The 15,111-nt window shown below is 68.5% G+C and carries 11 protein-coding genes and 1 pseudogene; 8 read left to right on the forward strand and 4 right to left on the reverse strand.

Going from position 1 to position 15,111, the window contains the following annotated elements:
* Window positions 1–89: 89 nt before the first annotated feature.
* Window positions 90–1,243 (forward strand): annotated as a pseudogene (gene ispG, locus IPG68_00925) (flavodoxin-dependent (E)-4-hydroxy-3-methylbut-2-enyl-diphosphate synthase).
* Between the two features lie 80 nt (window positions 1,244–1,323).
* On the forward strand, window positions 1,324–2,073 hold the full coding sequence (locus IPG68_00930) for a GNAT family N-acetyltransferase (GenBank protein MBK6761916.1): 750 nt from the start codon (window positions 1,324–1,326) through the stop codon (window positions 2,071–2,073).
* Between the two features lie 6 nt (window positions 2,074–2,079).
* Here the strand turns inward: IPG68_00930 and IPG68_00935 are convergent, their stop codons facing one another.
* Window positions 2,080–4,707, reverse strand: a complete 2,628-nt coding sequence (locus IPG68_00935) for an alpha-glucosidase (GenBank protein MBK6761917.1) — start codon at window positions 4,705–4,707, stop codon at window positions 2,080–2,082.
* A 600-nt stretch (window positions 4,708–5,307) separates the two neighbouring features.
* Between IPG68_00935 and IPG68_00940 the strand changes: the two genes are divergently transcribed.
* Window positions 5,308–7,047 carry a proline--tRNA ligase gene (locus IPG68_00940; GenBank protein MBK6761918.1) on the forward strand — a complete coding sequence of 580 codons (1,740 nt, stop codon included), beginning with the start codon at window positions 5,308–5,310 and terminating at the stop codon, window positions 7,045–7,047.
* A 57-nt stretch (window positions 7,048–7,104) separates the two neighbouring features.
* Here IPG68_00940 and IPG68_00945 read toward each other — a convergent pair whose 3' ends face one another.
* From IPG68_00945 to IPG68_00955, 3 genes are read right to left on the reverse strand one after another with little or no spacing between them, the layout of a single operon-like run.
* Window positions 7,105–8,190, reverse strand: a complete 1,086-nt coding sequence (locus IPG68_00945) for a PQQ-dependent sugar dehydrogenase (GenBank protein ID MBK6761919.1) — start codon at window positions 8,188–8,190, stop codon at window positions 7,105–7,107.
* A 46-nt stretch (window positions 8,191–8,236) separates the two neighbouring features.
* Window positions 8,237–8,656 carry a DUF4439 domain-containing protein gene (locus IPG68_00950; protein MBK6761920.1) on the reverse strand — a complete coding sequence of 140 codons (420 nt, stop codon included), beginning with the start codon at window positions 8,654–8,656 and terminating at the stop codon, window positions 8,237–8,239.
* Complete coding sequence (locus tag IPG68_00955; GenBank protein ID MBK6761921.1) at window positions 8,653–9,096, reverse strand: hypothetical protein; 444 nt, start codon at window positions 9,094–9,096, stop codon at window positions 8,653–8,655. The genes IPG68_00950 and IPG68_00955 overlap by 4 nt, the downstream gene beginning before the upstream one ends.
* A 50-nt stretch (window positions 9,097–9,146) precedes the next feature.
* Between IPG68_00955 and rimP the strand changes: the two genes are divergently transcribed.
* The 5 genes from rimP to infB all read left to right on the forward strand — a co-directional run bounded on the left by rimP (window position 9,147) and on the right by infB (window position 15,108).
* The gene (gene rimP, locus IPG68_00960; GenBank protein MBK6761922.1) at window positions 9,147–9,611 is read left to right on the forward strand and encodes a ribosome maturation factor RimP; all 465 of its coding nucleotides are present in this window, start codon (window positions 9,147–9,149) and stop codon (window positions 9,609–9,611) included.
* Entirely contained in the window at window positions 9,611–10,576 is a 966-nt protein-coding gene (gene nusA / locus IPG68_00965) for a transcription termination/antitermination protein NusA (protein MBK6761923.1), read from the forward strand. The genes rimP and nusA overlap by 1 nt, the downstream gene beginning before the upstream one ends.
* 69 nt (window positions 10,577–10,645) lie before the next feature.
* Window positions 10,646–11,848 (forward strand): DUF2254 domain-containing protein, encoded by a 1,203-nt coding sequence (locus tag IPG68_00970; protein MBK6761924.1) that lies wholly within the window; start codon window positions 10,646–10,648, stop codon window positions 11,846–11,848.
* A 133-nt stretch (window positions 11,849–11,981) separates the two neighbouring features.
* A complete protein-coding gene (locus IPG68_00975) occupies window positions 11,982–12,290 on the forward strand; it encodes a YlxR family protein (GenBank protein ID MBK6761925.1) in 309 nt (102 codons plus the stop codon).
* 52 nt (window positions 12,291–12,342) lie between these two features.
* Entirely contained in the window at window positions 12,343–15,108 is a 2,766-nt protein-coding gene (gene infB / locus IPG68_00980; protein ID MBK6761926.1) for a translation initiation factor IF-2, read from the forward strand.
* The last annotated feature ends 3 nt before the right edge of the window (window positions 15,109–15,111 follow it).

Here is a 15,111-nt window from a genome sequence, read left to right on the forward strand (position 1 = left end):
ACCCCCGGGGGGCGCCCGGCGGGACCAGCATCAACCAACTGCACGTCCATGTGAGTCGCGCTGCGCCGGGCATGGGGGATACTTGGACCATGACCGTTTCGTTGGGAATGCCCGCCGGGCCGCCGCCCGTGCTGGCACCTCGCAGACCCACCCGCAAGATCACTCTGCGGCACCCGCACCACCCCGTCGAGGTCGGTGGCGACGCCCCGGTCAGTGTGCAGTCGATGACCACCACGGTGACCGCCGACATCAACGCCACCCTGCAGCAGATCGCGGAACTGACCGCATCCGGTTGCCAGGTGGTACGCGTGGCCGTGCCGAGTCAGGACGACGCCGAGGCGTTACCGGTGATCGCCAAGAAGGCCGACATCCCGGTCATCGCCGACATCCACTTCCAGCCCAAGTACGTGTTCGCTGCGATCGACGCCGGATGTGCTGGTGTCCGGGTCAACCCCGGGAACATCAAGGCCTTCGACGACCGCGTGGGTGAGATCGCCCGGGCTGCCGGGGAGCCGGGGTGCCGATCCGTATCGGCGTGAACGCGGGTTCGCTGGACAAACGGCTGCTCGAGAAGCACGGCAAGGCCACCCCAGAGGCGCTGGTCGAGAGTGCCCTGTGGGAGGCCTCGTTGTTCGAGGAGCACGATTTCCGCGACATCAAGATCTCGGTCAAGCACCACGATCCGGTCGTCATGGTGCAGGCCTACCGGCAGCTTTCCGCCGCCTGCGAGTACCCGCTGCATCTCGGGGTCACGGAGGCCGGTCCGGCGTTCCAGGGGACTGTGAAGTCGGCGGTTGCCTTCGGCGCACTCCTGAGCGAAGGCATCGGCGACACCATCCGCGTCTCGCTGTCCGCCCCGCCGGTCGAGGAGGTCAAGGTCGGCCTGCAGATCCTGGAATCGTTGAACCTGCGGCAGCGCGGCCTGGAGATCGTGTCCTGTCCGAGTTGCGGGCGGGCGCAAGTCGATGTGTACACCCTCGCCGAGCAGGTGACCGCCGGCCTGCAGGGCCTCGAGGTGCCGCTGCGCGTCGCAGTGATGGGGTGCGTCGTCAACGGCCCCGGCGAGGCGCGCGAGGCCGACCTAGGGGTTGCCAGCGGCAATGGCAAGGGCCAGATCTTCGTCAAGGGCGAGGTCATCAAGACCGTTCCGGAAGCGGCCATCGTGGAGACCCTGATCGAGGAGGCCATGCGACTGGCCGAGTCCATGGAGGGCACCGGCGACCCGAGCATCTCAGTCGGGTGACCGGCACGGTCCGTCTGCTCGCGGGAGCGGACGCTCCCCAATTGCGGCAGTTGCTGCGCGGCGATCCGGTGTCCTACGCGATGGTCGCCGAGCGCACTGCCGTGACGGGCGTGGGTGCGGTGCTCGGTGCGGAGGTGTGGGGCTGGTATCCCGGCAGCGAACTGACGGCGGCGTTGTTCCTCGGCGCCAACGTCGTGCCGATCAACGCCGACGCCGAGGCCGTGGCCGCGTTCGCCCGCCGTGCCCGGATGACCCCGCGCAGGTGCTCATCCATCGTCGGGCCGGCCGCGGCCGTCCTCGCGTTCTATGACGCGGTGGGTGATTCCTGGGGCCGGGCCCGGGACGTGCGTGCCCACCAGCCGATGCTGGCCATCGATGGCGATCCGTTGGTGTCCGCCGATCCGCGACTCCGGGCAGCCGTGCTGGAAGATCTGGACCTGCTGTTCCCGGCATGCGTGGCCATGTTCACCGAGGAACTGGGGATCAGCCCACTCGGCGTCGATGGTGGTGCGGCCTACCGCCGACGAATCGCCACTTTGATCCGGCAGGGCCGCGCGCTCCTCGTGGTGGAAGACGCAGAGGTCCTCTTCAAGGCCGAGGTGGGCGTGGTCGCTGATGATGTCGCGCAGATCCAGGGGGTCTGGGTGGATCCCGACCACCGGGGCCGCCACATCTCCGAGCCGTGCGTGGCCGCTGTCGTCAACCACGCCCGCAGGAACTTCGCGCCCACGGTCAGCCTGTACGTGAACGACTTCAACCAGCCGGCGCTGGCGTCCTACCGGCGAGTGGGGTTCCAGGAGGTGGGGGAGTTCGCCACGGTCCTGTACTGACTCCTGTCAGCTCGGCGCCAGGCCCGCCGTCTGCATCGCCGCCACGATCTGGTCGCCAACGGGATCACCGACCTTGACGAAGGCCGCCGGTGTCCCCAGGGGTGCGTCCACGGTGGAGGTGGTGTCGCCGCCGAACACCTCCCCGGTGAGGATGTGCCGCCACTGACCAGGTGGGAACGTCACCTCGACCGTGGTCGCGTTCTCCTTGAGTACCGGTGCCATCAGCAGGTGGTCACCGAGGAAGAACTGCAGGTCCTCACCCGCCGCCTTCGTTCCCGGGTACACCAGCCACCCGTGGCGCATCGCGGGCACGCCGTCGCGCACCGCCTCCTCGATCACACCGGCCCGGTACTCGTGCAGAGCCGCGTAGATCTGCGATGCGCGCGCGAACTGCGCCCGGGTCTCAGGGCTGTCGTAGACCTGCTGGTTCATGCTCGGCCGATTCGTCTCGTGCGTGCGCATCACGACCCCGAACGCCTGCATCTCGGCCCAGCGGGCGTTCAGGTCCGGCGGGCGGATGAAGTTCGTCACCGCCGCGTTGACGCTGGTGTATCCGCCGATGTCGCTATGCCACAGGGGTGCCCCGGAAACCCCGCCGGCGAGCATGCCCTCGACGGCGTTGGCCATCCCGTCCTCGATGGCGTAATTGACCATCTGGTCTCCGGCCCACATGAGCGGCACCGAGTCCGGTGTCCCCAAGTAGCTGGAGCGGAAGAACGCCACGCAGTCCGGCACGCCTCCGCGGCGGCAGCCCGACTGCACGGTGTCGGCCCACAGTTGCGGCCAGCGGTTGTGCTGCTTGGCCGCGGATCCCTTGAACAGCACCGCGTCACTAGGGGTGTACTCACCGAAGTCGGCCATGAATCCTGTCGCCCCCACCGCGAGCACCTGATCGGCGATGACGCCGGCGAACCAGTCGCGGGCTGCCGGGTTGGTGAGGTCCACCAGCGCAGTCGGGAAACCGATCGTCTGCACCACGTAGGTGTCACCCACCTGGTTCTTCACCAGGTAGTCCTTCTGCTCAGCCTCCTTGTACAGGTTGCGGATGGGCACGCCGTCGACGGCGTTCTGGTCGATCACGAACGGGTTCACGTAGGTGAGCACCTGGATGCCCTGCGACCGGAAGTCGGCGACCATCTGGTCCCAGTTCGGGTAGAGCACGGAGTTCAACTGCCACGTCCACCACAGTTGCTGGCCGAAGCCGGTCACCCGCCTGCCGACCCAGTCCTGCAGCCATACCGCGGAGATCTTCGTGCCAGCGGCCTGCATGTCCGCGACGATCTGCCGGACCCGGTCGGTGCCGCCCTGCAGGCCGAGTACGGCGCCCTGCTGGACGAAATCGGCCAGTGGCGGCCGCGTCGACCCGGCTGCGCGTGCCCGCAGGAGGTCCTGCGGGGTGTCCCGGGCGACGACGTGCGCGGTCATGGTCGTGGCGAACGACTCCAGGGAGACCTGCTTGGCACGCGTCATGTCCGCGATGGCCAGAGCGCCGCTGGCGCGCTTGTCGGCGAGTTCGAAGGACCGGTTCTGGGCCGTGACGTAGGTCGGCCAGGCGCCGTAGGTGGTCTTGAGGGTGCCCGCGCCCCATGTGGCCTGGTCGACGGCGCCGGCGGCCGGCATCTGCCCCCGCGTCACCCCCTGCTCCTGTACCAGGATCGGCAGCACCTGACCCGAGAGGTCGAACGGCTGGTACTGATTGCCGAATCCGTGCACAGCGGCCCCAGAAGTGCGCCCGGAGGTGATCTGGACGCTGTTGGGCGTGACATCGGACTTGTTGGTGTTGAACGTCACTGACATCTGCAGGACGGCGACGTCGGAGGTGTGGGGGACCGCTTGCAGTTCCAGCGTGTAATACGCCTTCTTGCCATCGCCGCGCACCATCCCTTTGATGCGGACCCCCTGGCTGGTGGTGCTCACCGCGTTGATCGTCTGGTCGCGCAGCCGCGCGCTGCGCGCGACCTGGGGCCAGAAGGCGCCCGCGGTCGAGCGCTGGAACCACCGCAGCGTGCTGCGACTGGCGGCCACGAAAGCTTTGCCCGGCGCGCTGGCCCACGTCACCCGTCCCTGGCCGTCGGTGACGGTGACCTTCGGCTTGCCAGCTCTCGAGACCTCGACGGTGAACTCACCGGTGCGCGCGGATCCGGCGGCCTTGTTGTCCACCGACAACGACCACGGGGCCATCGGGTCGAGCTTGTTCTTGGGCGGGTCACCGAACGCCGGATATGTGGACCTCACCTTCCTGGTGGGGCTGGTCGCCGCGGGGCTGTTCTTCGTCGGCGCGACCTGGGCGCGCACGGTGTAGTCACCGTCCTTGTAGGTGGTGAAGGAGGTGGTCAGCCGTCCGGACTTCGAGGTCTTTCCCTTGGTGACGGTCTCCCAGGTGTTCGTCTTCGACCGGATCTGGATGGAGACCTTCCGCTTGACTGCCGGGCTGACGCGGACCGTCGCCGGGATCGGCTTGGCGACGGTGGTCTTCTTCACCCCCACGGTGAGCGTCACGGAGGCCTTCTGCTTCGCTGCCGCCCCGACCGTCAGGTAGACGTGCACGGGGGTCGCGGCGGGTGCAGGTGCTGCGCTGGTGGGCAGGCCGACAGCAACGGCGGCCATCAGGATCGGGGCGATGTGTCGGGCCACGGGATTGCCTTTCGTGGTGGGTATGCCGCCCACGGTAGCTTCTGGGGCTGTCGGGTGGCCCGGGGACGACTGGTTCGGCGAAGGCGTTGGTGATGCGGACATCGGGGACCGATCCGCACGGCTTGGATCGCTCCCGGGTGTCCGTCTCCGGGGGTGGGCCCTGCGGGGTGCACCGGGGAGTGATCCGGTCATCGGGGAGCGATCCGACCCGTCCTTTTCTCTCCCGCCTGTTTGGAACTCTCCCGCGTTGGGCAGTGGGGGGCGCTCCGCGCGCGTGTGCTCAAGGCGGGAGCGATACGGACCGCTTGGATCGCTCCCGGGTGTCCGTCATCGGGGGTGGGCCCTGCGGGGTGCCGGGGGTGATCCGGTCATCGGGGAGCGATCCGACCCGTCCTTTCGCTCTGTTGCCTTGGGCGTGGGGCGCTCCCGCCTGTTCGGATCTCTCCCGCGTTGGGCAGTGGGGGGCGCTCCGCGCGCGTGTGCTCAAGGCGGGACCGATCCGGACATCGGATCTCTCCCGGGCGTCCGCCTGTCCCCCGGGTGCGGTGAGGGGCGGCGGTGTCGTCACCGGGCTGGACATAGGCTTGCCTCGTGCTGAGAATGTCCACCCTCTTCCTGCGCACGTTGCGCGAGGATCCGGCTGACGCCGAGGTCCCCAGTCACAAGCTGCTGGTGCGCGCGGGCATGGTGCGCCGCGTTGCTCCCGGCGTGTTCACGTGGCTGCCACTGGGGTACCTCGTGTACCGCAACGTCGAGCGTGTGGTCCGCGAGGAGATGGACGCGGCGGGTTTCCAGGAGGTGCACTTCCCGGCGCTGCTGCCGCGCGAGCCCTACGAGGTCACGGGTCGGTGGACCGAGTACGGCGAGACGCTCATGCGACTTCAGGACCGCAAAGGTGCCGACTACCTTCTCGGTCCAACGCATGAGGAGATGTTCACGCTGCTGGTCAAGGGGGAGTACTCCTCGTACAAGGACCTGCCGCTGGTGATCTACCAGATCCAGTCGAAGTACCGCGATGAGGCACGACCCCGGGCCGGCATCCTGCGCGGCCGCGAGTTCGTGATGAAGGACTCCTACTCCTTCGACATCGACGACGAGGGACTGCAGCGCTCGTACGACCGTCATCGCGCGGCATACATCCGCACCTTCGACCGGCTGGGACTTGACTACGTCATCGTCTCGGCCATGTCCGGTGCCATGGGCGGGTCTGCCAGCGAGGAGTTCCTCGCCCCGTGTGACAGCGGCGAGGACACGTTCGTCAGTACCGACGCCGGGTACGCCGCGAATGTCGAGGCGGTCGTGACCATCCCGCCGCCGGCCACCCCTGTGGAGGATCAGTCCCCGGCCCACGTCGAGGACACCCCCGACACCCCGACCATCGACACGCTCGTGGATCTGGCCAACGCCCGGTTCCCGCGCAGCGACCGGCCGTGGACGGCCGCTGACACGCTGAAGAACGTGGTGCTGCACCTGAAGTACCCGGATGGCAGCAGTTCTCCGCTGGTCATCGGGCTGCCGGGAGACCGCGAGGTGGACATGAAGCGCCTCGAGGCCCAGATCGCACCGGCGGTGCCGGCGCCCTTCGAGGAGGCCGACTTCGCGAAGTACCCGCAGTTGGTCAAGGGGTACATCGGTCCGCAAGCCCTCGGCGAGCAGCGCGGCATCCCCTTCCTCGTCGACCCGCGGGTGGTGACGGGGTCTGCGTGGATCACTGGTGCCAACCAACCGGGGCGGCACGTGTTCGACTTGGTGTGCGGTCGGGACTTCACCCCCGACGGGACCATCGAGGCCGCCGAGGTGCGCGACGGGGATCCGGCACCGGACGGCTCAGGTCCGCTGCACACCGAGCGCGGCATCGAGATCGGGCACATCTTCCAGCTCGGTCGCAAATACGCCGAAGCGCTGGATCTGACCGTGCTCGACGAGAACGGCAAGTCGCGGGTGGTGACGATGGGCTCCTACGGGATCGGGGTGTCCCGTGCGGTGGCTGCCATTGCCGAGCAGCACCACGATGACAAGGGCCTGATCTGGCCCCGGGAGATCGCGCCGGCGGATGTGCACATCGTGGCCACCGGAAAAGACCCGCAGGTGTTCCAGAAGGCCGAGGAACTCGCAGAAGCGCTCGAGGACGCTGGTGTTCGTGTGCTCTACGACGATCGGAAGGCCTCACCTGGTGTGAAGTTCAACGACTCGGAACTGCTGGGAGTACCCACCATCGTGGTTGTGGGCAAGCGGTTGGTCGACGGCGTGATCGAGATCAAGGACCGCACCACCGGTGAGCGCCAGGAGGTCCCACTGACGGAGGCTCTCGGGGCCCTGCTGGGGATCTGCCGATCGTGAACAACGGTGGGGCCACCGTCCGTTGAGAGGTCGCCCAGACGGGTCACGCCCGACGGTTCAGAGCCCGACCGCGACCAGTCTGTCGTCGCCACTGCGCGGCTGGCCGCGGCCGTCGGTGTTGTTGGTCAGCAGCCACAGGCCGCCGGTCGGGCTTGCCACCACATCGCGGATCCGTCCCAGGTCCCCGTCGAACCACGCCTTCGGGTTCTCCGCGCGGGTGCCGTCCAGGGGCACTTCGTACAGGGCCTCCCCGCGCAGGGCGGCCACCCAGGCCGAACCGTCGACGATCGCCAACCCGCTGGGCGACGCGGTGGAGGTGGGGGACCAGGTTGCCTTGGGATTGGCCATGCCGGGGACGTTGCAGTTGCCTTCACACCGTGGCCAGCCATAGTTGCCGCCGGGCTCGATGAGGTTGAGTTCATCGACATCGCTCTGCCCGAACTCGGTGGCCCACAGCCGGTCCTGGTCGTCCCAGGCCAGGCCTTGGACGTTGCGGTGGCCGTACGACCACACCGGCGAATCCGGTTCGGGATTACCCGGTGCGGGCCTGCCCCTGGGTGTGATCCGCAGGATCTTGCCGCCGAGCGAGGTGCGGTCCTGTGCCAGGTCCGGTTGCCCGGTCTCACCGGTCGTCACATACAGATACCCGTCCGGCCCGAACGCGATCCGACCGCCGTTGTGGATCTGGCCCTTGGGAATCCCCGTGAACACCGGGCGTTCATTGCTCAGATTCGAGCCGTCGAAGTCGAACGCCACCACACGGTTGTCGACGGCGGAGGTGTAATAAGCGAACACGGTGTCCGGATCGGGGGACTGCACTGCCAGTCCCAGCAGTCCACCCTCTCCGCCAGGCAGGACTTCGGGCAGGTTGACGATGGCCTTGGCGGTGCCGTTCGCCAGCAGCAGGATTCGCGCGGTGTTCCGCTCGCTGATGAGGGCGCGGTCGCCGGACAGGGGAACCACACTCCACGGCGCCTGGAGGCCGGTGGCGACGTCACCGTCGAGGGTCGGCTCTGCCGCAGGTGTGGGCGTGACCGACGGAGTCGACGTCGGGCTCGCCGGTGTGACTGGGGCTGGACTGTCGTTCTGCCCGCAACCGGCCAGGACCAGCAGGGCCGCGATACACAGGGCGAGACGTTTCACCTTTCCACCCTAGGTGCCGCCGCCGACCCCGTCAGAAGCACGGCGTTCAGGCCGGTGGGGTCAGATCCGCAGGCCAAGGGAAGGCCTGCGGCGCAGCGCCCCAGTCCTGGGCCGTCAGCGCAGAGCGCCGCACCGCGCGCACGGCCCACCTCCGGCGCGCCTCATCGGACTCCTCCGCGAGGAGTTGCACGAGCACCGGGATCAGTCTCAGCTCCACCGTCGCCAGCAACCGCCGGGCTGCGGCATCGGACCGCACCGTTCCGGGCAGCGTGTAGGCCGGGGCCGGTGGGTCGGGCTGTTCGCCATCGGACAGCAGCCACGCCCGCAACTGGTCGCGGTCGGTGCGGTGGTCGGCCAGCAGTGTCAGGGCGACGTCCTCGTCCGTGCTGATTCGGCCGCCAGCGCGGCCGTACGCGTAGATCGCGGCGTACTGCCCGGACAGCGCCGCCTGAAGTGCCTGGCTCACAGGGCGTCCAGCGTTGCCACGTGCTGTGCCTCGGACGCTGCGATGAGGGCGAGGATCTGGGCCTGCTCGGCGTCGGTGGCGGCGACCGCGGCACGGGCGCGTGCTTTCGACGCCGCCACTTCCGCCCGGCGCAGTGCCCGGCGTCCGGGCGGTCTTTCGGTTGCGGCATCGGGTGTGGGTTCCGCGGTCCACCCGAGGGCCCGCAGGTGGGCGGCGTGGTCGTCGCGGATGCGCTGGTACTGCGCCTGGGCAGCGTTCCCAGCGGACCCCAGGGCGGCGTCGTACGCGGCGATGAGCTTCATCTCGGCGGCCTGCAGTTCATCCGGCGTGGGGGCCGGGGCCGTGGGCTGCGACCCAGGCTCATCAGTGCAGGCCGGCAGTGCGACCAGCGTCACGGTGGCGAGCATGCCCACCTGCAACACGTGGCGCCGGTCCGTCATGAGCGGCAGCCTACGCGCGCGTACTGTGGGAGGGCAGCAGGGAGGCTCACATGTCGGATGAACGCGAGCAGCGCATCGCAGAGCTCGTCGAACCGATCGTGCGCGCCCAAGGCGCGGACCTCGAGTTCGTGTCGGTACGCCAAGCCGGTCGGCGTGGTGTGGTGCAGGTGGCCGTCGACACCGATGGCGGGGTCTCGCTGGATGCCATAGCGGACTGTTCCCGGGGCATCTCCGAGGCGCTTGACGCGTCCGACGTGATGGGGGAGACGTCGTACACGCTGGAAGTGACGTCGCCGGGAGTGCACCGGCCGCTGACCCTGCCGCGGCACTGGCGGCGCGCTGCCACCCGATTCGTGAGGGTCACGATGCGCGACGGTGAGACATTCGAGGGGCGCATCGTCGGCAGTGACGAAACGTCCGTCCGCATCGAGGTGAACGGCTCGATCCGGGATGTGGAGTTCGACGGGGTGGGCAAAGCGGTTGTGCAGGTCGAGTTCCCGAAGGAGGCCGGCTGATGGACATCGACATGACCGCGCTCAAGGCCGTTGTCGTGGACAAAGGACTGAGCCTGAAGACAGTCGTGACCAGCATCGAGCAGGCGCTGCTGGCCGCCTATCACCACACTGAGGGCCACAAGCAAGAGGCACGGGTGGAGCTGGACCTCAAGACCGGTCACGTCACGGTCTGGGCGGCTGAGATCGACGAGAACGGCGACACCGTTGGGGAGTACGACGACACCCCGGCGGACTTCGGGCGGATCGCGGCCACGGTGGCCAAACAGGTCCTCATGCAGCGGCTCCGGGAAGCCACCGACGACGTCACGTTCGAGGAGTTCTCGGCGCGGGAGGGCGATCTGGTGTCCGGGGTGATCCAGCAGGGCAAGGACCCCCGCCTGGTCTATGTGAACCTCGGGTCGGTGGAGGGGGTCATCCCCCCAGCTGAGCAGGTCCCCACGGAGTCCTACCAGCACGGCGAGCGACTGCGCTGCTACGTGGTATCCGTGCGGCGGGGGATGAAGGGCGCGTCGGTGACGCTTTCGCGCACCCATCCGGAACTGGTGCGCAGGCTGTTCGCCATGGAGTCGCCCGAGGTCGCCGACGGCGTCGTCCAGATCGCGGCACTGGCGCGCGAGGCCGGCTACCGGACGAAGATCGCCGTTCGGGCGACATCGCCCCAGGTCAACGCCAAAGGTGCATGCATTGGTCCGATGGGTCAGCGGGTACGGGCGGTGACCTCCGAATTGCAGGGGGAGAAGATCGACATCGTCGACTTCGACGAGGATCCGTCGGCCTTCGTCGCCGCGGCGCTGTCCCCGGCGCGGGTGCTGAAGGTCGAGATCGTCGACGAGCGGGCCAGGGCGGCGCGGGTGGTCGTTCCCGACTACCAGTTGTCCCTGGCGATCGGCAAGGAAGGGCAGAACGCCCGGTTGGCGGCCCGGCTCACCGGGTGGCGGCTGGACATCCGCTCCGACACCGCGTAGCGCCGTTCGACTCGGCGGCTCGGCTGGCTGCGGGGGGATCACCGCTGCCGGCCAGGGTATGCACCTGTCATGCATCTGTTGCGCGAGAAGTTGCGGACCAGTTACTGGCTGGTGCCCGCGCTGTGTCTGATCGCCGCGGTTCTGCTGTCGTCGGTCCTGGTGGCCGTGGACGAGGGCCTGCAGCGTCGAGGTGCCCAGTGGGCCTTCGCCGGGGGGCCGGAGAGTGCGCGTTCTCTGTTGAGCACCATCGCGACGTCGATGATGACTCTCACTGCTCTTGTCTTCTCCATCACGATGGTCGTTCTGCAGTTGGCCGGCAGTCAGTTCTCGCCGCGAGCCCTGCCGACCTTCCTCCGTGACCGCCAGAACCAGACGACCCTGGGTGTGTTCCTCGCCACGTATGTGTACGCCCTGCTCGCGCTGCGCCAGATCCGGGGGGCGGACGCGGTCACCAGCGCCTTCGTGCCGAGCATCACGATCACCGTGGCGTTCGTGCTCGTCGTGGTCTGTGTCGGCATGTTCGTCGCCTACATCCATCACATCGCCACGTCGATCCAGGTGGCGCAGATCGTCAGGCGGATCGAGGCCAAGAGCCGGGCGGTCATCGAGCGGGAGTACCCGTTGGCAGCCACCGGTGTTGACGACGAACCGGTGCCGTCTGCTCCGGCGGGCTGCGCCCTGCTCGGCTCCCTCCGTGCCGGCACCGTGGTCGCTGCTGACGTCCGGGGTGCGGTGGACCTGGCCACCGAACTGGACACCGTCGTGCATGTCCTGGCACGACCCGGGGATTTCGTGGCTGCCGGGCAGCCACTCGTCGCGTGCGAGAGGCCCGGGGATCACAGCGAACGACTTCTTCGTGTCGTGCAGGTCGCCGGTCGTCGGGATGAGAGCGACGATGCCACTTTCGGCCTGCAGCAATTGGTCGACATCGCGGTGCGAGCCCTTTCGCCGGGGGTGAACGATCCGTCTACTGCTGTGGAGTGTCTGGACCGAACCCACGAACTTCTGCGTCAGCTGTCCGTGCGGCAGTACCCGCAGCAGGTCTTCGACGACCGCGACGGGCGATCGCGGGTGGTGTTCCCGCGGGTGACATGGGAGGAACATGTCGGTCTCGTGTTCGACGAGATCCGGCTGTGGGGCCGCGACTCCCTGCGCGTCCGGCGCCGCCTGCAGGACATGCTCGACGATTTGCTGCGGGCGGCGCCGCCCGCCCGACGGAATGCCCTGCGCGAGCGGTTGCCGCTCTTCCAGGATGACCTGCGCATCGGCTGACCCCGTTCCGGCCCGAGGCGGATCGGGGGTACTTGACCCCACCCGCTAGACTGACAACAGGTCGCCATGGTGGCGATGTTCCCTGTCTGACACCTCTTAGGCGGGTCGCGTGGCGCGAGGTCGGGTTCCGGCTCTGGCGGGCGGTCCGGTCCGGACGTGTGTCGGCTGCCGGGAGCGGGCTCACCAGGGTGACCTGCTCAGGGTCGTTTCCGAGTCGGGCCGGTTGGTACCGGATCCGCGTCGGGAACGAACCGGTCGTGGTGCCTACGTACACCTCTCGCAGGAGTGCGTCTCTGCTGCCCTCGCCCGCAAGGCGTTCGGCAGGGCTCTGCGCACCGGGGGTGCACTGGATCCGCAGGATCTGATGCACGCACTGCAGCTTCTGACCGCACCGAACGTTGAGGAGCGTCGGGATGACAACCCGATGAACAGTCTGCGATGAAAGCGCCGACACAACACTAGGTCCGGATTTCCCCGGGCCAGACAGGAGAGAAGTGGCCAAGGTCCGGGTCTATGAACTCGCCCGCGAGTTGGGCGTGGAGAGCAAGGAGCTCATCCACCAACTCGCCGACATGGGAGAGTTCGTCAAGTCCGCGTCATCGACGATCGAGGCGCCGGTGGTGCGCCGTTTGCGGGACACAGTGAAAGCTGCCCCGTCCAAAGAGAAAGCCGAGCCCGTCGCCAAGAAGGCGGCTGCGCCGGCTGCCACACCTGCGCCGCCGAAGCCCACACCTGCGGCGCACAAGCCCGCGGCGACGCCGGCTGCGCCCTCCCCGGCAGCGCCCGCGCCCAAGCCGGAACCTGCCAAGCCCGCGACGGAACCCGCCGCCGCTCCACCTCCCACCCCGGGTCCCACCCCAGGTCCGCGCCCCGCTCCCAAGCCAGGGCCGCGCCCCGGGAACAACCCGTTCGGCAGTCCGGCTCCCCGCCCGGGCAACAACCCGTTCGGCACGCCGGCTCCCCGCCCGGGCAACAACCCCTTCGGCACATCAGCGCCGGCCGCCCGTGGCGGTGTGCCTGGCGCCCCTCGTCCCAACCCGGGCATGATGCCTCCCCGTCCGCGACCGGCCCCCGCACGTCCGGGCCAGCGTCCGGGCGCTCCGGGTGGCCGTGGTCGACCGGGTGCCCCGGGTCGTCCTGGTGGTCCCGGCGGTGGCGGCTTCAACCGTCCCGGTGGTGCTCCCGGCAGCCGTCCGGGTGGTCCCGGCGGCGGTGGTCCCGGCGGTGGCGGCTTCAACCGTCCCGGTGGTGCACCGGGCAGCCGTCCGGGTGGTCCCGGCGGTGGCGGGGGGCTCGGCCGCCCAGGTGGGCGTCCCGGTGGGGGCCCGGGTGGTCGACCGGGTGGGCCCGGTGGTCGCGGTCGCACGGGTGCGAAGAAGTCGCGCAAGAGCAAGCGCGCGAAGCGCCAGGAGTTCGACAACATGGAGGCCCCGACGATCGGCGGCGTGCGCATCCCGCGCGGCGACGGTCGCAAGGTGCGCCTTCCCCGCGGTGCCACGCTGACCGACTTCGCGGACAAGATCGACGCCAATCCCGGTTCGCTGGTTCAGGCTCTCATCGGTCTCGGTGAGATGGCCACTGCCACGCAGTCGCTGTCCGACGACACGTTGATGCTGCTCGGCGGCGAATTGAACTACAACGTCGAGGTCGTGTCCCCCGAGGACGAGGACCGCGAACTGCTCGAGAGCTTCAACCTCGAGTTCGGTGAGGACGAAGGCGGCGAGGAGGAGCTGGAACAGCGCCCGCCGGTGGTGACCGTGATGGGTCACGTGGACCACGGAAAGACCAAGCTGCTCGACGCCGTCCGGCACACAAACCTCGTCGCGCGCGAGGCCGGTGGCATCACCCAGCACATCGGTGCCTACCAGATCCAGACCCAGATCGACGGCAAGGGCCGCGCCATCACGTTCATCGACACCCCCGGCCACGAGGCGTTCACCGCCATGCGTGCCCGAGGGGCGAAGGTGACCGACATCGCGGTGCTGGTGGTGGCCGCCGACGACGGTGTGAAGCCGCAGACCATCGAGGCTCTGAACCACGCGCAGGCCGCAGGTGTGCCCATCGTGGTGGCGGTCAACAAGATCGACAAGGAGGGCGCCGACCCGCAAAAGGTACGCGGGCAGCTGACCGAGTACGGCCTGGTGGCTGAGGAGTTCGGCGGCGACACCATGTTCGTCGACGTATCGGCCAAGGCCGGTATCAACATCCAGGAACTGCTCGAGGCTGTGGTGCTGACCGCGGACGCGTCGCTGGACCTGCGGGCCAACCCCGAGCAGGACTCGCAGGGCGTGGCGATCGAGGCGCACTTGGACAAGGGACGTGGCCCGGTTGCCACCGTCCTGGTCCAGCGCGGGACGTTGCGGCCGGGCGAGAGTATCGTCATCGGGGAGGCGCACGGACGTGTGCGTGCCATGCTCGACGAGAACGGTGAACCCGTCGACGAGGCGCTGCCGTCGCGACCGGTCCAGGTGCTGGGTCTGACATCGGTGCCGGACGCAGGTGACACCTTCCTGGTGGTCTCTGAGGACCGCATCGCCCGCCAGATCGCCAACATCCGGCAGGCGCGCGAGCGAAACGCCGAACTGGCCGCCCGCCGCGGCCGGCGCACTCTCGAGGACCTCCTGCAGGGCTTGGAGAAGGGCGAGACGACCACCCTCAACCTCATCATCAAGGGGGACGTCTCTGGTTCGGTCGAGGCGCTCGAGGATGCACTGCTCAAACTCGACGTGGGCGACGAGGTCGACTTGCGGGTCATCCACCGCGGAGTGGGTGCCATCACGCAGAACGACGTCAACCTGGCGACGGTCGACAACGCGATCATCATCGGGTTCAACGTGCGCACCGCCGAGCGGGTGGCCGAACTTGCCGAGCGCGAGGGCGTGGACATCCGGTACCACTCGGTCATCTACGCGGCGATCGAAGAGGTCGAGCAAGCGCTCAAGGGCATGCTCAAGCCGATCTTCGAGGAGGCCGAACTCGGCCGTGCCGAGATCCGGGAGATCTTCCGCTCCAGCAAGGCCGGCAATATCGCCGGATGCCTGGTGCGGTCCGGGGTCATCCGGCGTAACGCGAAGGCACGGGTCATCCGGGACGGCGTGGTCGTGGCAGACAACCTCACGATCGAGTCGCTCAAGCGGTTCCGGGACGACGCGACCGAGGTCAAGGACGGCTTCGAGTGTGGTATCGGACTGGGGTCGTTCAACGACATCAGGGTCGAGGACATCATCGAGACGTTCGAGATGCGGGAGAAGCCGCGCTAGCGG

The sequence above is a fragment of the Micrococcales bacterium genome (assembly GCA_016703125.1).
Classification (GTDB): domain Bacteria; phylum Actinomycetota; class Actinomycetes; order S36-B12; family UBA10799; genus JADKAV01.

Coding starts and splice junctions, on each gene's coding strand:
- IPG68_00940 (MBK6761918.1), top strand. CDS start 5,308: ATGTCCACCCTCTTCCTGCGCACGTTGCGCGAGGATCCGGCTGACGCC.
- IPG68_00955 (MBK6761921.1), bottom strand. CDS start 9,096: ATGACGGACCGGCGCCACGTGTTGCAGGTGGGCATGCTCGCCACCGTG.
- rimP (MBK6761922.1), top strand. CDS start 9,147: ATGTCGGATGAACGCGAGCAGCGCATCGCAGAGCTCGTCGAACCGATC.
- IPG68_00930 (MBK6761916.1), top strand. CDS start 1,324: ATGGTCGCCGAGCGCACTGCCGTGACGGGCGTGGGTGCGGTGCTCGGT.
- IPG68_00970 (MBK6761924.1), top strand. CDS start 10,646: ATGCATCTGTTGCGCGAGAAGTTGCGGACCAGTTACTGGCTGGTGCCC.
- nusA (MBK6761923.1), top strand. CDS start 9,611: ATGGACATCGACATGACCGCGCTCAAGGCCGTTGTCGTGGACAAAGGA.